Source organism: Azospirillum sp. NS33 (genome assembly GCF_059703765.1).
The window spans coordinates 46,009-65,621 of the sequence record NZ_BAAKJB010000016.1; the positions used below are offsets into that span (position 1 = coordinate 46,009).

Sequence of the window (19,613 nt, forward strand, 5' to 3'; positions counted from 1 at the left end):
CGGGCCCGTCCGCCGTGGCCGACGCGCGGCCGCGAACGGCCCGCTCTGAGGGTGTGGGGGATGGTCGTGGCGCGCCCCGTCGATGCGGCGCGCGACGCGGTCATGCCAGCGGTTTCGGCGGGTGGAGCGGCGGCCGGACCGCGATGCCGTCGGGCAGGCCGGCCGGCACGGCGATGCGCCACGCGGCCAGGCGGCGCGGCGCGGCGACACCGCCGGCATCGGGCGGACCGGCGAGCGCGGGCGTGCCGTGGGCGCCGATGCAACAGGATCCGGTCCCGGCCGCGGGGGACGGCGCCGGCGGACAGGGCGGTGCGGCGTCATCGCACCCCGTGGCGCCGAAGCCCGCTTGGGGGCAACCGGCCTCGGGGCAACCGGCCTCGGGCCATCCGGCTCCATCGGCGACGGCGGCCGGCGCGGCCGCCAGCAGCAGGGCGAGCGTCAGCAGCCCCGTCAACGCGACCCCCAGTGCTGCGGCAAATCGGCGCATGCCCACTCCCGTGCCGGCCCCATCGTGCCGGGCCGTCGATCACCATCACGCTGACACGCCCGCGCCGCCTTGATCAAGATCATCCGCCGGGCGTCGGCGCGGGGCGCACCATGCGCGACACGGACCGGCCATCCCCCATTGACCTTCCCGTTGCTGGAAGGCCCATGTGTGGGGGAGGCACGGATACGGGAACGGGGTTTCTGGAATGGCTGAGGTGGCGGAACGGATGCCGGCGGCCCGGGACGAGGACGCTGGCCTCACCATCGACCTGGGCATCGGCGGCATGACCTGCGCGTCCTGCGTCGGACGCGCCGAGGCGGCGATCCGGCGCGTGCCCGGCGTGGCCGACGTGGCGGTGAACCTGGCCACCGAGCGCGCGCGGGTGACCTTCGCCACAGCGCCCGACCCGGGGGCGGTGGCCGAGGCCATCGAGTCCGCCGGCTTTTCCGCACCGACGGCCGCCGTCGACCTGCGGATCGACGGCATGACCTGCGCCTCGTGCGTGGCGCGCGTGGAGAAGGCGCTGAAGCGGGTGCCGGGCGTCGCCGACGCCACGGTGAACCTGGCCACCGAGCGGGCCCATGCGGTCGGCCACGCCCTCGACGCCGCGCGCCTGGCGGCGGCGGTCGAGGCGGCGGGATTCACGGCGGTGCCCGTGAGCGGCGGCCAGGACGCCGCCGGCGGCGCCGTGGACGGCGACGGGCGCGCGCTGCGGCGGGTCGCGGCGGCCGCCCTGCTCTCGCTGCCCCTGGTCGCCGGCATGGCCGGCGACCTTCTCGGCGTCGCCGCGATGCCGCCGGGCTGGGTGCAGTTCCTGCTGGCGACGCCGGTGCAGTTCGTCCTGGGATGGCGGTTCTACCGGGCGGGCTGGGCGGCGGTGCGGGCCGGCACCGGCAACATGGACCTGCTGGTGGCGCTGGGCACCTCGGCGGCCTGGGGGTTGAGCACCTGGACCCTGGCGACGGCGCCGCATGGCGGGCACGGCGCGCTCTACTTCGAGGGGTCCGCCGTCCTCATCACCTTCGTCCTGCTGGGCAAGTGGCTGGAAACCCGGGCCAAAGGGCAGACCGCGGCGGCCATCCGGGGGCTGATGGGGCTGCGGCCGGACACCGCCCGGGTGTGGCGCGACGGCGTGGAAACCACCGTTCCCATCGCCGCGGTGCGCTGCGGCGACCGTGTGGTGGTGCGCCCGGGCGAGCGGGTGCCGGTGGACGGTGTCATCGTCGAGGGCGCCGGCAGCGTCGACGAGAGCATGCTGACCGGCGAGCCGCTGCCGGTGGAAAAGGGCGAAGGGGCGGCGGTGACCGGCGGGTCCATCGACGTGGACGGGCTGCTGGTGGTTCGCGCCACCGCCGTCGGCGGCGAAACCATGCTGGCCCGCATCGTCCGCCTGGTGGAGGGGGCCCAGGCGTCCAAGGCGCCGATCCAGCGCACCGTCGACCGGGTCGCCGCCGTCTTCGTCCCCGTCGTGCTGGTGATCGCCGCGCTGACCTTCGCCGGGTGGTGGGCGGTGGGCGGTGACGCCGGTGCGGCGCTGATCACCGCCGTGTCGGTGCTGGTCATCGCCTGTCCCTGCGCGCTGGGCCTGGCGACGCCGACGGCCATCATGGTCGGCACCGGCGCCGCCGCCCGGCACGGCATCCTGATCAAGGACGCCGAGGCGCTGGAGCGCGCCCACGCCGTCACCGCCGTCGCCTTCGACAAGACCGGCACCCTGACCGAGGGCCGGCCGCGGGTCACCGACCTGCTGGCCGCCGCCCATTCCGAAGCCGACTCCGACTCCGACACCGGGGCGGCCGAGGTGTTGCGCCTGGCGGTCACCCTGCAGCACGGCAGCGAGCACCCGCTGGCCCACGCGGTGCGGGCCCGCGCCGCCGCCGACGGCGTGGCGCCGGGGGCGCTGGATGGATTCAAGGCGTTGGCCGGGCGTGGCGTGACCGGCACCGTCGAGGGCCGCGCGCTGGCCCTCGGGACACGGCGCCTGATGGCGGACATCGGCCTTGCCGACCGCGCGACGGAGGAGCGGGCGGCGGCCCTGGAAGCGGCCGGGCGCACCGTGTCGTGGCTGGCCGAGACGGCGCCGCGGCCGCGGGTGCTGGGGCTGCTGGCCTTCGGAGACACGGTCAAGCCGGGCGCGCGGGCGGCGGTGCGCGCCCTGCACGACCAGGGCATCACCACGGTGATGGTGACCGGCGACAGCCGGGGGGCCGCCGCCGCGGTGGCCGCTGAGCTGGGCATCGACCGGGTGTTCGCCGAGGTGCTGCCGGCCGACAAGGCCGGCGTGGTCGCCACCCTGACCGGGGAGGGCCAGGTGGTCGCCATGGTCGGCGACGGCATCAACGACGCCCCGGCGCTGGCCGCCGCCGCCGTCGGCATCGCCATGGCGACCGGCACCGACGTCGCCATGCACACCGCCGGCATCACCCTGATGCGTGGCGACCCGGCGCTGGTGGGCGGCGCGCTGGAGGTGTCGCGGCGGACCTACGCCAAGATCCGCCAGGGCCTGTTCTGGGCCTTCGCCTACAACCTCGTCGGCATCCCCCTGGCCGCCTTCGGCTACCTCAGCCCGGTGCTGGCCGGCGCGGCCATGGCGCTGAGCTCCGTCAGCGTCGTCCTCAACGCCCTGTCGCTGCGGGGATGGGCGCCGCGGGCCGGCCGTCGGTCGTGATCCCGGCCATCATCCCGGCGAGGATCTCGTAAGAGCGCAGCCGCGCGGCGTGGTCGTGGATGGCCGAGGCCACCATGATCTCGTCGGCGCCGGTGCGCGCGGCGATGCGTTCCAGACCCGCGCGCACCGTCGCCGGGGAGCCGACGACGGAGCAGGCCAGCATGCCCGCCGCGTGGGCCTTCTCCATCGGGGTCCAATACCCCTCGATGTCGTCGATGGGCGGCGGCAGCAGCCCGCGGGTGCCGCGCACCAGGTTGGTGAAGGCCTGCTGGGCGGAGGTGAAGAGACGGTGCGCCGTGGCGTCGTCGTCGGCGGCCACCACGTTCACCCCGACCATGGCGTAGGGCCGGTCGTCCGGCCCCTCGGGCGCGAAATTGGCCCGGTACGTCTCGAGCGCCGGCATCAGCGCCTCGGGCGCGAAATGGGAGGCGAAGGCGTAGGGCAGGCCGAAGGCGGCGGCGAGCTGGGCGCCGAACAGGCTGGACCCGAGAATCCACACGGGCACCTCGGTGCCGGTGCCCGGCACCGCCTGCACCCGCTGCCCCGGCTGCAGCGGCCCGAGCAGCGCCTGCAGCTCCCGCACGTCCTGGGGGAAGGAGTCCGCGGTCATGGGATCGCGGCGCAGCGCCCGCAGCGTCATCTGGTCGGTGCCCGGGGCGCGGCCCAGGCCGAGGTCGATGCGTCCGGGGTGCAGGGTCGCCAGGGTGCCGAACTGCTCGGCGATCACCAGCGGCGAATGGTTGGGCAGCATGATCCCGCCGGCGCCCAGGCGCAGGGTGCGGGTGTGGGCGGCCACGTGGGCGATGACCACCGACGTGGCGGCGCTGGCGATGCCCACCATGTTGTGGTGTTCGGCCAGCCAGTAGCGGGTGAAGCCCCAGCGCTCGGCGTGCTGGGCCAGGTCGACGGTGTTGCGCAGGGCGTCCGCCGGGGTGCCGCCCTGCGGCACATGGGCGAGATCGAGAATGGAGAGCGGCGGCAGGGCCGGGGCGGGCGGGGTCATGGCGCGACGGCTCCGGCGTCGGCGATGCCTTCGGGCAGGGGCGTGCCCTCCGGCACGAAGCGCAGCGCCACGGAGTTGATGCAGAACCGCATCCCGGTGGGCGGCGGACCGTCGGGGAAGACGTGGCCCTGGTGGCTGCCGCAGCGGGCGCACAGGGTCTCCACCCGCACCATGCCGTGGCTGTCGTCCTGCTTCAGGGCCACGTGCTCCGTGTCGAAGGGCTCGGTGAAGCTGGGCCAGCCGGTGCCGGACTCGAACTTCGTGCCGGCGCGGAACAGGGGCAGGCCGCACAGGGCGCAGCAGTAGGTCCCGGGCGTCTTGTTGTCGAGCAGCGAGCCGCAGAACGGCGCCTCGGTTCCGTGGCGCAGCAGCACGTCCCGTTCGGCCGGCGACAGCAGGGATTCCAGCCGCTGGCGCAGCGCCGCGGAGGGCGGTGTCAGATCGAAGCCGGAGGCGGAGCGGTGCGGGGTGGTCATGGCGTGTCCTTTCGCGTCGATCGGCGTTGTATTTAGGGCGGGCGCGCGGTTTGGCATCCCCGGAATGGCCGGCATGTCCGCAGCGGCGGGCGGGGGCCCGCGCGCGCCGGCCGGCGTTGACCGCCGGCGCGCGCTCTGCCAGAACGGCCGGCATGTCCTGCCCTGACGGTCCCGGCGACGCCGACCCCCAGCTCGTCCTCGCCCTTGCCCGCGCCCATCCCGAGGTCGTGCCGCTGGCCGCCACCGGCTGCTCGCGGGTCGAGCAGGCCGCGGCCCGCGGCCTGGTGCCGCTCGGCCTGCCGCTGCCCAAGGGCCGGCGCGACCTGCTGGTGCCGACCGACCGGCGCGAGGCCATCGTCCGCGAGATCGCCGGCGGCGTCGACCGGGCCGTGCGCCGCGACGCCCTGCTGGCCCAGGGACGCCGTGCCCTGGAGGGCACGCGGGTGAGCCTGACGGCGGCCGAGGACCGCACCCGCGTGCGGGCCACCGTGGCCGACGAACTTCCCTGGCCCGGCTTGACGGGGCCGGTCGCCCTCCAGGCGTCGCGGACGCTGGACCCCCTGGACCTCGGCACGGTCGAGGACGACGAGCTGCGGCGGCGGGTCGAGGGCGACCCCCAGCTCGCCGCCCTGATGGACGAGGCCTTGTCGCGAACGGCGGCGCGCCTGCGCGCCTACGCCGAGGAGTCGGGCCCGGCCGCCGACGCCTGGACCTTCGAGGCCCTGGGCGAGCGGCTGTCGCGCGCCGCCCGCAACCGCACCGACGCCGACGACCTGCTGGCGCGCTGGGACCGCGAATTCGACGCCTGGCGGCGGGAGCGGGCCGAGGCCCGCGGGCGGGCCTACGTCGACCGGCATTTCGACTTCGCCCGCTTCGAGCGCCTGTTCCCGGTCGCCCGCGGCATGGGGCGCCGCCTGGTCCTGGTGATCGGCCCCACCAACTCCGGCAAGACCCACCGCGCGATCGAGGCGTTGCGCGCGGCCCGCGACGGCGTCTACCTCGCGCCGCTGCGCCTGCTGGCCCTGGAGGTGATGGAGCGGCTGAACGCCGCCGGCACACCGACCACCCTGCTGACCGGCGAGGAGGAGCTGCGGACGCCGGGCGCCCGCCACACCGCCTCCACCATCGAGATGATGGACCCCGACCGGCCGGTCGAGGTGGCGGTGATCGACGAGGTGCAGATGCTGGCCGACCCCGACCGCGGCTGGGCCTGGACCGCGGCGGTGCTGGGCGCCCCGGCGCGCACCGTCTATCTGCTGGGCGCGCCGGAGGTGCGGCCCCAGGTGGAGCGGGTCGCCGAGCACCTGGGCGAGACGCTGGAGGTGGTGGAGCTGGAGCGCAAGACGCCCCTGACCATGATCGACCGCCGCCTGGACTGGAGCGATGTGGAACCGGGCGACGCCCTGATCGCCTTCTCGCGGCGCGAGGTCCACGCGGTGCGCGACACGCTGCTCGCCCGCGACCTCTCGGTCGCGGCGGTCTACGGCGCCCTGGCCCCGGCGGTGCGGCGGCGCGAGGCGGCCCGCTTCGTGTCCGGGGAGGCCGACGTGGTGGTGGCGACCGACGCCATCGGCATGGGCCTGAACCTGCCGTGCCGCCGGGTGCTGTTCACCGCGCTGGAGAAGTTCGACGGCCACGCCGTGCGGCCGCTGACCGCGACCGAGGTGCGCCAGATCGCCGGCCGTGCCGGCCGCTTCGGCCACCACGACGCGGGGGAGTTCGGCGTGGTCGCGCGCGGCACGCCCCAGGCGCTGGGGCGCCTGCTGGAGCAGGCCGACCCCCGGCTGGCGGCGGGCGCCCCGCTCACCGTCCGGCCCTCCCGGGCCATGCTGGCCCGCCTCGCCGAGCATCTCGGCGGCGAGGCGGTGGGGCTTCTGGTCGACAGCTTCGCCGTTGCCCGCACCAATGGATCGCCCTATCGGGTCGGCGACCTCTCCGGGCTGCGCCGTCTGGCCGGCCTGCTGGACGCGCGGCGGCTGCCGCTGGCCACCCGCCTGGACCTGCTGCTCGCCCCCGCCGACCTGGACGAGGAGGCCGACCGCCAGATGATCGCCGCCGTGCTCGACGCCGTGGAGTCGGGCACCGTCCTGCCGCTGGGGCGGGTCGTTCCGGCCCGGCTGGACGGCCTCGACCCGGCCGCGCTGGAGGGGCTGTCGCGGGCCTGCGACCTCTATTTCTGGGCGGCCCGCAAGGTGCCCCGTGCGCTGCCCGACCGCGGCCTCGTGCGCGAGCGGCGCGACGCCATCGGCCACCGCCTGTCGCAGGCGCTGGCGTCGCGCGCCCGCCGGGGCCCGCCGCCGCCGGCCGCAGGGTTCCGCGGGGCGCCGCGGCGCCGTTTCGGGCCGCGGCGGCGCTGAACGGCCTCTCTTGCCGGGCGCCGGTTTCCCGGGCAACGTCGCTCCGTGGGCGGTGAAGGCCGTGGGACGGCCGCCGGCCCGACGAGGGGGAGATGGACAACACATGAGCGAAGCAGCGTTTTTCGTGCGCTGGGGCACCTGGATCGAAAGCCCGCCCATCCAACGTCTGATCACCATTCTCATCATCGTCAACGCCATCATTCTCGGCCTCGACACGTCGCCGACGGTGGTCGCCGCCTCCGGCGGCGTGCTGCACGCCCTGGACACGGCGATCCTCGGGATCTTCGTGGTCGAGCTGGTGCTGCGAATCGGCTATCGCCGCCTTTCCTTCTTCCGCGACGGCTGGAACAATTTCGACTTCGTCGTGGTCGCCATCGCCCTGGTGCCGACCGTTCCCGGCCTCTCGGTGCTGCGGGCGCTGCGGGTGCTGCGGGTGCTCCGCCTGATCACCGCCAACCGGCGGCTGAAGCTGGTGGTGCGGGCGCTGCTGTCATCGCTGCCCGGGCTCGGCGCCATCGCCATGCTGCTGTCCCTGGTCTTCTACGTCGCCGCGGTGATCGCGACCAACCTGTTCGGCGCGGCGTTCGACGAGTGGTTCGGCACCATCGGCCGCTCCCTCTACACCCTGTTCCAGGTGATGACGCTGGAGAGCTGGTCGATGGGGATCGTCCGGCCGGTGATGGAGCAGGCCCCGCTGGCGTGGCTCTTCTTCGTTCCGTTCATCATGGTGGCCACCTTCACCATGCTGAACCTGTTCATCGCCATCATCGTCAACGCCATGCAGACCACCCACGAACTGGAGCGCGCGGAAAACGAGGAGGCGATCCGCGAGACCGCCCATTCCGAGGGCGCCCTGGTGATCGAGGAGATCCGCGCGCTGCGCGCGGAGGTGGCGACCCTGCGCGACGCCCTGGCCCCGCGTCCGCCGGTGCCGGCGGACTGATGCCGGTCACGCCGGCGGGACGCCCGCCGCCTCCGGCGGCAGCGTTCCGCCCGGCGCGATCCGGCCGATTCCGGGGATCTTGACCGCGAGGTCCAGCGGGTCGACCCCGAAGGTGAGGCCGAGCAGGTTGATCTCGAGTCCTTCCTCGACCGCCACCAGCACCCCGGCCAGGCCGAACACGCTCACCTGCCAGCCCGTGCCGCTCGGCGCGCGGGCGATCACGCCGCCGCCGAGGTAGTCCTTGCCGAGCGCGGTCGGCGGCAGGTCGAGCCGCAGCTCGGGCACGGCGCGGCCCACCCAGGCGGCGAAGGTGTTGCTGTTGGGGCCGGGCCACACCCGGTAATCAAGCGCGAAGGGGTAGTCGCGGGCGGCGGCCTCGATCTTGGGGATCGCGCGTTCCGCCGCGGCCCCGCGCAGCTCCGCCAGGACGCTGGGGGTGGACCCGAACCAGCGGCCATCCGGCGCGCGCTGGCTGATGGCGACCGCCGGCAGCCCGCGGTAGGCGCGCCAGCCGATGACCTCGTAGACGGTGTAGGCGGTCGCCCCCGCCGGCTTGACGGCGACCCACGGATGCACCCCGAACGCCCCGCGCCACGCCAGGGCGCGGGCGGCGTAGACCTGAACCACGGCCTCCGGGGTGGTCGCCGGGTCGGGGGCCAGGCCGGCCGACGCGCGGTCGGCGGTGGCCCAGTTCGCGCGCAACGCCACCGTGCCCGAGGCGACGACGAAGGCCGGCCCGGCGAGCAGCAGGACCAGCACCAGCACACACGCCGCGACCACCCTCACCCGACCTCCGTCCCGTCCAGCGTTCCGCATCCACATGGAAGATCGGCACGGCGGAGGGGCGCGTCCAGTGCCGCCGCACCGCAGCGGGCGCGCGCCGCCCGCCGGCGGCCATCCGGCGCGGTCGATTTCCGCTCGCGGGGCGATGCGGGGGAGCCCATCGCGCGCCCTTCGCTGGCACAGTTGCATGGCACCGCCGCCGGCTGCGTGGCCGGGACCGCAGGCCCACGCGCATGCGGGAGGCATGGTGCGGCTCGTGACAACCGGGATGCGCTCCCAAAAACCCTTGAGAGGTCTACATGGACACCCACGCCACCACCATCGACGCGCCGGCCACCGCGGCCGGCGCCACCGACGACTACGTCGACGCCATCGCCCGCCGCGCCCGCCGCGCCCTGGAGGAGCAGGTCGCCGCCCTCGGGCTCGGCCTTTTCGTCTCCGACGACTGGGCGGAGCTCGAAGCGGTGAACCTGCGCAACCGCAACAGCTGGGGCCCGCTCCTGCAGACCGCGACCCTGCCGGCCTTCTGGGCGGGGGTGCGGGACCGCGACGGCGACGTGGTCGCGACCTACGCGGCCAAGCGCCTGGATTGCACGGTCAAGCCGTGCGCCCAGCACCTGCAGGACCTGACCCTGTTCTACGACGATCCCGGTCAGGCGCCGGCCGGGGAGCTGTGCTTCGTCGGCGGCTACTCGCCGGCCTGGACGACGCGCGGCCGCTTCGCCTTCCTGACCGCGGCGTGGAATCACCCGTCGCAGCGCGGCCGCGGGCTCTTCCACCTGGTCGGGCGGACGGTGATGATCGAGGCGTGGCACCGCTGGGAGCCCCATTGGTGGGGTGGCGTCGTCGAGCCGAAGACCCGCGGGGCGTGGGACGTCGCGCGGGCCGGACGCCGCCACCTCGACGAGCGGCCCACCATCCTCTACCTGCAGCCCGGCGAGGTGTGGCCGCCGCTCCATTTCATGCGGATGAGCCGGCAGGCGTTCCTGCTGAACATGGCCGACGTCGCCCGCGGCGGGGTCTTGGCCGCGGCGGCGGCGTAGGGCGGCCCGCCGCCAAGCCGGTGTCACCGGATCGGGCCACCGGCCCGGCCCGGTGACACCGGCGGACTCCCGAAACCTGCGGGCTCCATGGCTTTGCAGGTTTTTCCGAGCCCGCCGATGGGTGGGCGGCGTTCGGAATGCCTGTTTAGAGCTGGACGCAGGAGAGTACGGCGCGGCGCCCGTCGGGCGCCCGCCAGCCGTACAGGGTGTGGGTGAAGCGCAGCGGCGCGGCGCCCGCTCCCAGGCCCCGGAGGATGCCGAGGTTGTGGAGCGGTTCGCCGCCGGCGAACAGCTCCTCGTACTCGTCGCCCATGCAGTCGGCGACCACCCGGTGGGGATCGTCGACGTGCGGCTTGCCGAGGCTGGCGGCCGCCCAGTCACGCCCCAGCGTGAGGATCGACGGCTTGCCGATGTAGCGGAACAGCAGCGCCCCCTCGGCGCCGTCCGAGGCGAGGAACACGCAGCGTTCCATCAGCCCGCTGGTGCGCAGGAAATCGACCACGGCGGGCGTCAGGTCGCCGTCGGCGCGGCAGGCGCGCAGCACCTCGAGCTGCCAGTCCGCCGCCGCCGCCAGGGGCTGGCGGTGGATCTCCAGCCCGACCGGCCGCGGGGGGTCGGGATGCCGCTCGCGGCGCCTCAGGATGGCGGGCAACCGGAGCGGCCGCGGCAGCAGCAGCGACATCCGGTCCATGGTCGTGATCATCCCCCGCCCCCCTGCACGCGCGGCGCGCCGCCCGCACCACGGGCGCCACCTCGTTCGGCAGGGTATCCGCTTTCGCACCGCTTCGCATCCCCCGCATGGGGGCCGGGGCTGGGGCCGGGGCTGGGGCCGGGGCGGGGGTGCCGCGCCGGCCCCGCGTCACCGGGTCAGGGCGTCGGGCCGACGTGGTCGAGCTTGTCGAAGATCTCGGCCTTGACGATCTCCTCCATCTTCGCCCGGTCGCCGAGGTGCGGGCCGAGCAGGTCGCGCCACTTGGTGAACAGGCCGTCGAGGGTCTCGGCGTAGGCCTTGGGGTTGGCGACGCCGTACTGCGCCGTGGCGTTGGCCAGGATGACGTCCATGTCCTTGGAGCGGAACGCCTTGAGATCGGCGGTCAGTTCCTCGCTGGGCTGGACGAACGACACCTTCTCGGCGGTCGCCTTCAGCGCGTCGGTGTCCTGGGCCTTGTACTGGTCGGAGATGCCGACCACCAGGGTGGCGAAGTGGTCGAGCAGGGTGCGGCGCTCCTGCGCCGTCATGCCCTTCCAGGTGTCGGCGTTCCAGGTCGCGCTGGACAGGCTGTGGTAGGTGCCGAGCGGCAGGTTGACCACGTACTTCGCGAAGTCGCCGAGGTTGACCGACTTAAGCGACGCCGGGGTGTGGATGACGATGTCGACCACGTTCCGGTTGAAGGCCTCGTACATCTCCGACGACGAGACGTTGACGGGCACGGCGCCCGCGTGCTCGACCCAGCGGTCCCACACCGAGCCCGGCGAGCGGACCTTCTTGCCGCGCAGGTCGGCCAGCGTCTCGATCGGCGTCTTGCTGATCAGGATGTAGGGGGTGGTCGAATAGGTGCCGGTGTAGACCAGGCCCAGCTTCGTCCATTCCTCCTTGCACGGGGCGCAATGCAGCAGGTTGAACTCCGACACCGCGGCGGCGGCGACCACCGCCTCGTTGCCGAGCATGGCGAGGTCGGCCACGAACTGGGCCATCGGCAGCTCGGCCGGGAAGTAGGTCAGGGCCAGGGTGCCGAAATCGGCGACGCCCGAGCGCAGGCCGGGCAGGGTGCCCTTGGCGTCGAGGATGGTGCCGCCGCTGAACAGGCGGATCTTGATGCCGCCGTTGCTGGCCGTCTCGACCTCGTCGATGAAGGGCTTGTAGCCGCCCACCACGATCGGGCTCTTCGGGCCCCAGTAGAGGGACGCCTTGAGGTCGGCGGCCTCGGCCGAGGGGGCGAGTCCGCCGCCGCCCGCGAGCGAGACGGCGAGCGAGACGGCGAGGCCGGCGAACCAGGTGCGTGAAGACATGCGCTTGCTCCTCTCCAGGAAATCAGTCGATCAGGCCGGGCAGGGTGAGGCTGAGTGCAGGGAACGCGATGATCAGGCCGGTCGTCACCAGGTCGGCGACGATGAACCAGGACACGCCCTTGAAGATCGTCCCAAGGGCCACCCGGTCGCCCATGACCCCCTTGATGACGAAGACGTTGAGGCCGACGGGCGGGGTGATCAGGCCGATCTCGACGTATTTGACCAGGATGACGCCCATCCAGATCAGGTCGATCTCCGCCGCCTCGAGCATGGGCAGGAGGATCGGCAGGGTGAGCAGCAGGATGCCGACCGGGTCGAGGAAGCAGCCCAGCACCAGGTAGACCACCGAGATGCCGATGATCAGGACGTAGGGCTGGTCGCGCACCAGGACCGCCAGGTCGGCCAGGTACTCCGGCACGCCGGTCAACGCCAGCATGCGGGTCAGCAGCGCCGCCCCGATGGCGATGACGAAGATGCTGGCCGTGCTCTTCAGCGTGTCGATGACCGCCTGGCCCAGCTTGGCCAGCGACATCTGCCCCTTCGCGACGGCGATGGCGAGGGCCAGGAAGGCGCCAACGGCCCCCGCCTCGGTCGGCGTGAACCAGCCGGCGAACAGGCCGCCGAAGACGCCGCCGGCCAGCACCAGGAGCGGCCAGCTCTCCCACACCGAGGCGATGCGCGCGCCCCACGGCACCGGCTGCGCGGCGGGCGCCAGCGACGGGTCGAAGCGGATGCGCAGCGACACCACCAGCATGTACATCCCCGCCGTCATCAGGCCCGGCACCACACCGGCGATGAACAGCTTGCTGATCGGCACCTCGCCGAGGTTGCCGTAGATCAGGAACAGCACCGACGGCGGGATCAGCGAGCCCATGGTGCCGGCCGCCGCCGCCACGCCGGCGGCGAGGCCGGCGTCGTAGCGGTAGCGCATCATCTCCGGCACCGCCACCCGGCCCATCGCCGCCGCGCAGGCCAGGGAGGACCCGGTCACCGCGGAGAACAGGGCGGCGCCGACGATGGAGGCGTGGGCGAGGCCGCCGCGCACCGTGGACAGCCAGAGCTGGGCCATGCGGAACAGGGATTCCGTCAATCCCGCATGGAAGGCGATGTAGCCCATCAGCAGGAACATGGGGATCGACGACAGCGACCAGTGGGCGGTGAACTCGTAGGGGACGATCGCCAGCAGCCGGATCGCCGAGTCCCAGCCGATGATGGCGCTGATCCCGGCCAGCGAGACCATGCCGAGGGCGGCGCCGACCGGCACCCGCAGGGCCAGCGCCAGCATGACGCCGCCCATCCCGAGGAAGCCGATGGCCACGTCAGACATGGGAGTCCTCCCCCTGGGCGCCGGTGGGCGGGTCGATCTCGCGGCCGCGCACCACCTGGACGATGCGCACCGCCATGGCGAGGGCGAACAGGGCGGTGCCGACCGGCAGCAGGAAGCGCCCGGGCCAGGTCGGCAGGGCGTAGGTGCCCATGAGGTACTCGCCGACCTCGTACTTGTCCCAGGCGTCGATGGCGGTGCGCCAGGCCAGCAACAGGTAGTAGACGGTGGCGACCAGCACGCCGAAGCCCTGGACCGCGCGGCGCCACCCGCCCTTCAGCAGGTTGCTGAGCAGGGTCACGGAGATGTGGTGGCGCACCATCTCCACCGCCGCCAGCGGCAGGAACACCACGGCGATCATGTAGTAGTAGCTCACCATCTCCAGGGTCAGCGGCAGCGGCCGGCCGAGCACGGTGCGCGCCGTGACGTCGGCCACGACGTGGACCATCATCAGGAGGAGGGCGAGCGCGGCGGGCGCCACCAGCCAGCGCGCGAGGCGCGTGACCACCGCCTCGAAGCGGTCGCCGGGGGGCGGCGCGGCGGCGCCGGCCGTGGGCTCCGGCGGGGCCGCGCCCATGGGGTTCAACGCGTTCATCTTCACCTCAGGCCATCATCGGTCGGCGCCCGTCATAGGCGTTGCGCAGCAGGGCCGCGAGTGCCGCGGAGTCGAAGCTCCTGGGGTTGGGGTAGGGGGCGAGGGTCGCCTGGCGGGCCGCGCGGTCCACGCCCTCCTCCGGGAGGCCGAGGTCGGCGAGGCGCAACCGCGCGCCGCAGCGCGCCAGGAGGTCGAACAGGCCGCCCGCCGGGTCGCCGGCGGCGTCGCCGAGGCCGAGCGCCGCCAGCCGGTCCTTCAGCCCGGGCACGGCCGGGCCGTTGAAGGCGATGACGTGGGGCAGGACGGCGGCGTGGGTGTCGGCGTGGGGCATGGCGTAGAGCCCGCCCAGGGTGTGGCAGAGCTTGTGGTGCAGCGCCATCGAGGCCGAGCCCAGCACCGTGCCGCCCAGCCACGCCCCGTAGAGGAGCCCGTCCGCGGCGGCCGCGGCGTCGCCGGTGTCGGCGATCGCCCGCAACCCCGCCACCAGCGCCCGCAGGCCCTCCGCCGCCATCAGCTCGTCGACGGGGCTGCGGTCGTGGGCCCACAGCGCCTCGACGCAATGGGCCAGGGCGTTGGCGGCGGACGCCACGGCGACGGGGTGGCGCAGGGCGCGCGCCAGGTCGGGGTCGTAGATCACCAGCCGCGGCCGCACCGCCTCGTCGCGCTGCGTGGTCTTCACGCCGTCCCGCGTCATGCCGAGGATCGGCGTCATCTCCGAGCCGGCGTAGGTGGTCGGCAGGGCCAGCAGCGGCAGGCCGCGGAACAGCGCCACCGCCTTGCCGACGCCGACCGCCGAGCCACCGCCGACCGCCAGCACGCCGTCGGCGCCCGCCGCGGCCGCGGCGTCGGCGGCGGCCTCGGCCAGGGTGTGCGGGACGTGCTGCACGGCCACGTCGAAGCGACCGGCGCACGCGGCGCCGAGCGCCTGGGCGGCGGCCGCGGCGACCGTCTCCAGGCGCGGCATGCTGACCAGCAGCACGCGGCGGCAGCCGACGGCCGCGGCCTCCGCGGCCAGGGTGGCCATGGCGCCGCGCCCGAACACCACCCGCTGCGGCGCGGTGCGGTGCACGAAGCGCAGGCCGGCGGGCCGGTCGCCCGCGTCGGCGGGGGCGCCGACCGGGGTGGTCGCCGGCGCCGTCACGGCCGCGCCGGCGCCGGCTCGGCGCGCCGCAGGGCGACGCCGGACAGCGCCGCCAGGTCCTCCAGGCTCAGCCCCTCCACCATCTCCACCACGGCGAAGCCGTCGGCGGTCACGTCGACCACCGCCAGGTCGGTGTAGACCCGGGTGACGCAGCCCAGGCCGGTGAGCGGGTAGCGGCAGCGGCGCACCAGCTTGGAACGGCCGTCCTTGGTCAGGTGCTCCATCATCACGAACACCTTGCGGGCGCCGACCGCCAGGTCCATGGCGCCGCCGACCGCCGGGATGGAGTCGGGCTTTCCGGTCGACCAGTTGGCGATGTCGCCGGTCTCCGCCACCTCGAAGGCGCCGAGGATGGCGATGTCCAGATGCCCGGCCCGCATCATCGCGAACGAGGTGCTGTGGTCGAAGAAGCAGCCGCCCGGCAGCAGGGTGACCGGCTGCTTGCCGGCGTTGACGAGGTCGCCGTCCTCGGCACCGGGCGCCGGGCGGGGGCCCATGCCGAGGATGCCGTTCTCGCTGTGGAGCAGGATCTCCTTGTCGGCCGGCAGGCAATCGGCGACCAGTTCGGGCATGCCGATGCCGATGTTGACGACCGCCCCCTCGGGGATGTCGTCGGCGATGCGCTGCGCCATCTGCTGGCGCGTCCACTTCACGGCGGTCATGGGCGGCGGGCTCACTGGCTGGCTCCGGGTCCGGCGGGGACCGCGACCACGCGGTCGACGAAGATGCCGGGGGTGGCGACGGCCTCGGGATCGAGCGCGCCGAGGGGCACCACCTCGGCCACCTGGGCCACGGTGACGCGGGCGGCGGCGGCCATGATCGGCCCGAAGTTGCGGGCGGTCTTGCGGTAGACCAGATTGCCCCAGCGGTCGCCGGCGTGCCCCTTGATCAGCGCCAGATCGCCCTTGATCGGGTGCTCCAGCACGTAGTTCCGGCCGTCGATCTCGCGGGTCTCCTTGCCCTCGGCCAGCGCGGTGCCGAAGCCGGTGGGCGTGAAGAAGGCGCCGATGCCGGCGCCGCCGGCGCGGATGCGCTCCACCAGGTTGCCCTGGGGCACCAGCTCCAGCTCGATCGCCTTGCTGCGGTAGAGCGCGTCGAAGACGTGGCTGTCGGTCTGCCGGGGGAAGGAGCAGAGGATCTTGCGCACCCGCCCCGCGGCGAGCAGGGCGGCCAGACCGGTGGTGCCGTTGCCGGCGTTGTTGCTGACGACCGTCAGATCGCGGGCACCCTGCTCGATCAGGGCGTCGATCAGGGCGCTGGGCATTCCGGCGCTGCCGAAGCCGCCGACCAGGATGGTCGCGCCGTCGGGCACGTCGTTCAGCGCCGCCAGCGCATCGGGGAAAATCTTGTCGATCATGGAACCCGGGTCGTGGAGGGTGGGGGTGGTTAGACGCGTTCGATGACGGCGGCGATGCCCTGGCCGACGCCGACGCACATGGTGCACAGGGCGTAGCGCCCGCCGCCGCGCAGCAGCTGGTGGGTCGCGGTGGTGACCAGCCGGGCGCCCGACATGCCCAGCGGATGGCCGAGCGCGATGGCCCCGCCCTGCGGGTTGACGTGCGCGGCGTCGTCGGGCAGGCCAAGCCCGCGCAGCACCGCCAGGGCCTGGGCGGCGAAGGCCTCGTTCAGCTCGATCAGGTCCATGCGGTCCAGCCCCAGGCCGAGGCGCTGGAGCAGGCGCTGCACCGCGGGCACCGGGCCGATGCCCATCACGCGCGGCGGCACGCCGGCGGCGGCCACGCCGAGGATGCGCGCCTTCGGCACCAGGCCGTGGCGCTCCGCCGCGGCGGCCGAGGCGATGATCAGGGCGCAGGCGCCGTCGTTGACCCCGGACGCGTTGCCGGCGGTCACCGATCCGTCCGCGGCGACGACGCCGCGCAGGCGGGACAGCGCCTCGGCCGTGGTGTCGGGGCGGGGGTGCTCGTCCAGCTCGACCCGGCGCGGCTCGCCCTTGCGCTGGGGCACCAGCACCGGGACGATCTCCGCCGCCAGCCGGCCGTCGCGCTGGGCGGCGGCGGCGCGCGCCTGGCTGCGCAGGGCGAAGGCGTCCTGGTCGGCACGGGACACGGCGTGCTCGCGGGCCACGTTCTCGGCGGTCTCCGGCATGGAGTCGACGCCATGGAGTGCGCGCATCGCCGGATTGACGAAGCGCCAGCCGATGGTCGTGTCCTGGAGGGTGGCGTCGCGGCTGAACGCCGTGTCCGCCTTGCCCATCACGAAGGGGGCGCGGCTCATGCTCTCCACGCCGCCGGCCACCACCAGGTCGGCGTCGCCGGCGCGGATGGCGCGGGCGGCGATGCCCACCGCGTCCAGCCCCGACCCGCACAGCCGGTTCACCGTGGTGCCCGGGACCGCGACCGGCAGCCCGGCCAGCAACGCCGCCATGCGCGCGACGTTGCGGTTGTCCTCGCCCGCCTGGTTGGCACACCCCATCACCACGTCGTCCAGGGCGGCCCAGTCCACACCGGGGTTGCGCTCCACCAGGGCGCGCAGCGGGACCGCCGCCAGGTCGTCCGGGCGCACCCCGGACAGCGCGCCGGCGTAGCGGCCGATGGGCGTGCGGACCGCATCGCAGATGAACGCGTCGGCCATCCTCTCTCTCTCCTCATGCCCGGCAGCCGGCTGGCGGCATCCGGGCCGATGTGTTCGCCTAGCGAACGCAAGTGCGTTACACGAACGCTAGAACAGGGATGTTGCCCGGTCAAGCTGTTTGTTCGGATTGCAATGGATGCGTTCGCTGTGCGAACGTGCGCCGCGCGATGTGGGGTGCGCAATGGGTTGGGCAGCGGGGGGCAGATGGACGACGAGGACCGTTCCGAGTTCGTGGTGGCGTTCGCGCGCGGCCTGTCGGTGATCCGGGCGTTCGGGGAAACCCAGACACGGATGACCCTGGCCGAGACGGCCAAGGCGGCGGACCTGTCGCGGGCCACCGCGCGGCGGTGCCTGCTGACCCTGAAGGCCCTGGACTATGTGGAGTCCGACGGGCGCCAGTTCTGGCTGACGCCGAAGATCCTGACCCTGGGCTACGCCTATCTCACCTCGACCCCGCTGCCGCGCAAGATCCAGCCGTTCCTGGAGCAGGTCGGCGAGCGGCTGGGGCAGTCCTGCTCGGCGTCGATCCTGCACGGCGACGAGATCATCTACATTGCCCGCGCCGCGACGAAGCGGGTGATGTCGGTGGGCCTCAACGTCGGCACGCGGCTGCCGGCCTACTGCACGTCGATGGGCCGCGTGCTGCTGGCGTCGCTGCCGCCGGCCGCGGTCGACGGCTACCTCGCGCGGACCGAGCTGGCGGCGCTGACCGAGCACACGGTGACCGACCCGGTGGCGCTGCGTGCCCTGCTCGACGGGGTGCGCCGCCAGGGCTGGGCCCTGGTGAACGAGGAGTTGGAGCTCGGCCTGCGCTCCATCGCCGTGCCCATCCACGACGCCTCGGGCCGGGTGGTCGCCGCCATGAACGTGGGCGCCGACGCCCACCGCGTGCCGGCCGCGCGCATGGTGAAGGACTGCCTGCCGGCCCTGCAATCCGCCGCCGAGACCCTGCGCCCCCTGCTGGGCGGGGGGTGAGGGGCACCGCCCGGTCCGTCGCGCCGACCGGGCGTACGGTCCGCGGCGCGACCCGGGTATCGGCCGTGGCTGTCCGTGTCAACGGGACGGCCTCGGAGATCGACACCAACGCGACCACCTTCGCGTCGTCCGAGGCGTCCTTCTCCACGGGTGCGACGCTGGGCAGCTTCTCTCGCGAGAAAGGACACCGAATTCGGCGGCCTGACGTTCGGCCTGCTCTGAGGCAACCCAGCCTCTGACGCATCGATCCGGCGGGGCGCCGGTCACAGGTGCAGCCACCGCAGCCGCAGCGCGTTCCCGATCACCGACACCGAGCTCAGGGCCATGGCGGCGGCCGCGATGATCGGCGACAGGGTCCAGCCGAAGAACGGATAGAACACGCCGGCAGCAACGGGCAGGCCGAGTCCGTTGTAGACGAAGGCCAGGAACAGGTTCTTCCGGATGTTCCCCATCGTCGCCCGGCTCAGCACACGGGCCCGTGCGACACGGGGTCTCCATCACGGTTGCCTGCCGGGGCACGTGTCCCCCCCAGGTGCTCGAAGCACAGGGGGACGCGGTCGGGTGGGCGACGGGACCCAGGGCGCCAGAGGTGCAGGTGGAAGGACTCCATGTCCGTTCGGGGCCGCCATGGCCGCGGCGCCGCCCTCTGGTGGCGCCGCGTTCATCGGTTCGCCGAGGATCGTCCCGCGCACGGCGGCCGCGATGGCGTGCAGGTCTCCGCACAGGGTGTCCAGCCCGTCCTCCGTCACGGCGTCAGCCGGCAGTCCGGCCAAGACGGCGGGGATGCCGAGCTCCTTGAGGACGCTGGCCTTGAGGAAGGCAGCGCCTCCGGTCTCGCCGGCGAAATTGAGGGCGAGGACGGACTCCAGCAAGCCCAGCTTGTCCTCGATCGCCTCGTATTCCGAACGGGACAGCGGGGCGCCGTAGGCCTTCAGCGCGGGCGCGGCGTCGACGAAGGTCGGGACGAGCGCAGGCTCTCCGTCTCGGGCGGCCCGACGTTCAGAATGCCCAGCCCCTCGTCACCCCGGGTGGCGGGATCCCTGGTGGCGGGCCGGGGCGCCGGGGCGGTTCAGCAACGGGGATTGGTTGGGGCGCCTGGATTCGAACCAGGGAATGGCGGTACCAAAAACCGCTGCCTTACCGCTTGGCTACGCCCCAATCCTCGCAAGGGCCGGAAACATATCGTCGTTGCCGGCCCCCTGCAACAGCGATTGCG

General features: G+C 73.8%; 18 protein-coding genes and 1 tRNA gene. 5 read left to right on the forward strand and 14 right to left on the reverse strand.

The window, feature by feature from the left end; all coding sequences use genetic code 11:
• Positions 1–100: 100 nt before the first annotated feature.
• Positions 101–487 carry a hypothetical protein gene (locus AC6H2I_RS15345; protein ID WP_497501535.1) on the reverse strand — a complete coding sequence of 129 codons (387 nt, stop codon included), beginning with the start codon at positions 485–487 and terminating at the stop codon, positions 101–103.
• Positions 488–692: 205 nt separating this feature from the next.
• Between AC6H2I_RS15345 and AC6H2I_RS15350 the strand changes: the two genes are divergently transcribed.
• Positions 693–3,155, forward strand: a complete 2,463-nt coding sequence (locus AC6H2I_RS15350) for a heavy metal translocating P-type ATPase (protein WP_497501536.1) — start codon at positions 693–695, stop codon at positions 3,153–3,155.
• Here the strand turns inward: AC6H2I_RS15350 and AC6H2I_RS15355 are convergent.
• Positions 3,103–4,158, reverse strand: a complete 1,056-nt coding sequence (locus AC6H2I_RS15355) for an LLM class flavin-dependent oxidoreductase (RefSeq protein WP_497501537.1) — start codon at positions 4,156–4,158, stop codon at positions 3,103–3,105. The two genes, AC6H2I_RS15350 and AC6H2I_RS15355, sit on opposite strands and share 53 nt — an antisense overlap.
• Positions 4,155–4,634, reverse strand: a complete 480-nt coding sequence (gene msrB / locus AC6H2I_RS15360) for a peptide-methionine (R)-S-oxide reductase MsrB (RefSeq protein WP_497501538.1) — start codon at positions 4,632–4,634, stop codon at positions 4,155–4,157. The genes AC6H2I_RS15355 and msrB overlap by 4 nt, the downstream gene beginning before the upstream one ends.
• A 152-nt stretch (positions 4,635–4,786) precedes the next feature.
• On the opposite strand from msrB, the gene AC6H2I_RS15365 reads away from it, so the two are divergent.
• Entirely contained in the window at positions 4,787–6,991 is a 2,205-nt protein-coding gene (locus AC6H2I_RS15365; protein ID WP_497501539.1) for a helicase-related protein, read from the forward strand.
• 103 nt (positions 6,992–7,094) lie between these two features.
• Positions 7,095–7,934, forward strand: a complete 840-nt coding sequence (locus AC6H2I_RS15370; RefSeq protein WP_497501540.1) for an ion transporter — start codon at positions 7,095–7,097, stop codon at positions 7,932–7,934.
• Between the two features lie 6 nt (positions 7,935–7,940).
• Here AC6H2I_RS15370 and AC6H2I_RS15375 read toward each other — a convergent pair whose 3' ends face one another.
• Positions 7,941–8,720 (reverse strand): DUF3750 domain-containing protein, encoded by a 780-nt coding sequence (locus AC6H2I_RS15375; RefSeq protein ID WP_497501541.1) that lies wholly within the window; start codon positions 8,718–8,720, stop codon positions 7,941–7,943.
• Positions 8,721–9,016: 296 nt separating this feature from the next.
• On the opposite strand from AC6H2I_RS15375, the gene AC6H2I_RS15380 reads away from it, so the two are divergent.
• Positions 9,017–9,760: a hypothetical protein gene (locus AC6H2I_RS15380; protein ID WP_497501542.1), complete on the forward strand. Its 744-nt coding sequence runs from the start codon at positions 9,017–9,019 to the stop codon at positions 9,758–9,760.
• A gap of 145 nt (positions 9,761–9,905) precedes the next feature.
• Here AC6H2I_RS15380 and AC6H2I_RS15385 read toward each other — a convergent pair whose 3' ends face one another.
• From AC6H2I_RS15385 to pcaF, 8 genes are all read right to left on the reverse strand, one after another.
• Complete coding sequence (locus AC6H2I_RS15385; RefSeq protein ID WP_497501543.1) at positions 9,906–10,463, reverse strand: hypothetical protein; 558 nt, start codon at positions 10,461–10,463, stop codon at positions 9,906–9,908.
• Between the two features lie 164 nt (positions 10,464–10,627).
• Complete coding sequence (locus AC6H2I_RS15390; protein WP_497501544.1) at positions 10,628–11,770, reverse strand: C4-dicarboxylate TRAP transporter substrate-binding protein; 1,143 nt, start codon at positions 11,768–11,770, stop codon at positions 10,628–10,630.
• Between the two features lie 22 nt (positions 11,771–11,792).
• Positions 11,793–13,097: a TRAP transporter large permease gene (locus AC6H2I_RS15395; protein WP_497501545.1), complete on the reverse strand. Its 1,305-nt coding sequence runs from the start codon at positions 13,095–13,097 to the stop codon at positions 11,793–11,795.
• Positions 13,090–13,689 (reverse strand): TRAP transporter small permease, encoded by a 600-nt coding sequence (locus tag AC6H2I_RS15400; RefSeq protein WP_497501546.1) that lies wholly within the window; start codon positions 13,687–13,689, stop codon positions 13,090–13,092. Before AC6H2I_RS15400 ends, AC6H2I_RS15395 begins: the two co-directional genes overlap by 8 nt.
• 7 nt (positions 13,690–13,696) lie before the next feature.
• On the reverse strand, positions 13,697–14,830 hold the full coding sequence (locus AC6H2I_RS15405) for an iron-containing alcohol dehydrogenase (RefSeq protein ID WP_497501547.1): 1,134 nt from the start codon (positions 14,828–14,830) through the stop codon (positions 13,697–13,699).
• Positions 14,827–15,492, reverse strand: a complete 666-nt coding sequence (locus AC6H2I_RS15410; protein WP_497501548.1) for a 3-oxoacid CoA-transferase subunit B — start codon at positions 15,490–15,492, stop codon at positions 14,827–14,829. The genes AC6H2I_RS15405 and AC6H2I_RS15410 overlap by 4 nt, the downstream gene beginning before the upstream one ends.
• Positions 15,493–15,503: 11 nt before the next feature.
• The gene (locus tag AC6H2I_RS15415; RefSeq protein ID WP_497501549.1) at positions 15,504–16,187 is read right to left on the reverse strand and encodes a 3-oxoacid CoA-transferase subunit A; all 684 of its coding nucleotides are present in this window, start codon (positions 16,185–16,187) and stop codon (positions 15,504–15,506) included.
• Positions 16,188–16,216: 29 nt separating this feature from the next.
• Positions 16,217–17,422 (reverse strand): 3-oxoadipyl-CoA thiolase, encoded by a 1,206-nt coding sequence (gene pcaF, locus AC6H2I_RS15420; protein ID WP_497501550.1) that lies wholly within the window; start codon positions 17,420–17,422, stop codon positions 16,217–16,219.
• 204 nt (positions 17,423–17,626) lie between these two features.
• Between pcaF and AC6H2I_RS15425 the strand changes: the two genes are divergently transcribed.
• Positions 17,627–18,397, forward strand: a complete 771-nt coding sequence (locus AC6H2I_RS15425) for an IclR family transcriptional regulator (RefSeq protein WP_497501551.1) — start codon at positions 17,627–17,629, stop codon at positions 18,395–18,397.
• Between the two features lie 263 nt (positions 18,398–18,660).
• On the opposite strand, the gene AC6H2I_RS15430 is transcribed toward AC6H2I_RS15425, so the two are convergent.
• Both AC6H2I_RS15430 and AC6H2I_RS15435 read right to left on the reverse strand, forming a co-directional pair.
• Entirely contained in the window at positions 18,661–18,849 is a 189-nt protein-coding gene (locus AC6H2I_RS15430; protein ID WP_497501552.1) for a hypothetical protein, read from the reverse strand.
• Positions 18,850–19,480: 631 nt separating this feature from the next.
• Positions 19,481–19,555: transfer RNA gene (locus AC6H2I_RS15435), tRNA-Gln, on the reverse strand.
• Positions 19,556–19,613: the final 58 nt, after the last annotated feature.

Excerpts from the sequence above, each read along its gene's own strand:
- AC6H2I_RS15400 (WP_497501546.1), bottom strand. The coding sequence starts at position 13,689 with ATGAACGCGTTGAACCCCATGGGCGCGGCCCCGCCGGAGCCCACGGCC.
- AC6H2I_RS15430 (WP_497501552.1), bottom strand. The coding sequence starts at position 18,849 with ATGGGGAACATCCGGAAGAACCTGTTCCTGGCCTTCGTCTACAACGGA.
- AC6H2I_RS15385 (WP_497501543.1), bottom strand. The coding sequence starts at position 10,463 with ATGATCACGACCATGGACCGGATGTCGCTGCTGCTGCCGCGGCCGCTC.
- AC6H2I_RS15355 (WP_497501537.1), bottom strand. The coding sequence starts at position 4,158 with ATGACCCCGCCCGCCCCGGCCCTGCCGCCGCTCTCCATTCTCGATCTC.
- AC6H2I_RS15395 (WP_497501545.1), bottom strand. The coding sequence starts at position 13,097 with ATGTCTGACGTGGCCATCGGCTTCCTCGGGATGGGCGGCGTCATGCTG.
- pcaF (WP_497501550.1), bottom strand. The coding sequence starts at position 17,422 with ATGGCCGACGCGTTCATCTGCGATGCGGTCCGCACGCCCATCGGCCGC.
- AC6H2I_RS15390 (WP_497501544.1), bottom strand. The coding sequence starts at position 11,770 with ATGTCTTCACGCACCTGGTTCGCCGGCCTCGCCGTCTCGCTCGCCGTC.
- AC6H2I_RS15415 (WP_497501549.1), bottom strand. The coding sequence starts at position 16,187 with ATGATCGACAAGATTTTCCCCGATGCGCTGGCGGCGCTGAACGACGTG.
- AC6H2I_RS15410 (WP_497501548.1), bottom strand. The coding sequence starts at position 15,492 with ATGACCGCCGTGAAGTGGACGCGCCAGCAGATGGCGCAGCGCATCGCC.
- AC6H2I_RS15425 (WP_497501551.1), top strand. The coding sequence starts at position 17,627 with ATGGACGACGAGGACCGTTCCGAGTTCGTGGTGGCGTTCGCGCGCGGC.
- AC6H2I_RS15350 (WP_497501536.1), top strand. The coding sequence starts at position 693 with ATGGCTGAGGTGGCGGAACGGATGCCGGCGGCCCGGGACGAGGACGCT.
- AC6H2I_RS15380 (WP_497501542.1), top strand. The coding sequence starts at position 9,017 with ATGGACACCCACGCCACCACCATCGACGCGCCGGCCACCGCGGCCGGC.
- AC6H2I_RS15365 (WP_497501539.1), top strand. The coding sequence starts at position 4,787 with ATGTCCTGCCCTGACGGTCCCGGCGACGCCGACCCCCAGCTCGTCCTC.
- AC6H2I_RS15370 (WP_497501540.1), top strand. The coding sequence starts at position 7,095 with ATGAGCGAAGCAGCGTTTTTCGTGCGCTGGGGCACCTGGATCGAAAGC.
- AC6H2I_RS15345 (WP_497501535.1), bottom strand. The coding sequence starts at position 487 with ATGCGCCGATTTGCCGCAGCACTGGGGGTCGCGTTGACGGGGCTGCTG.
- msrB (WP_497501538.1), bottom strand. The coding sequence starts at position 4,634 with ATGACCACCCCGCACCGCTCCGCCTCCGGCTTCGATCTGACACCGCCC.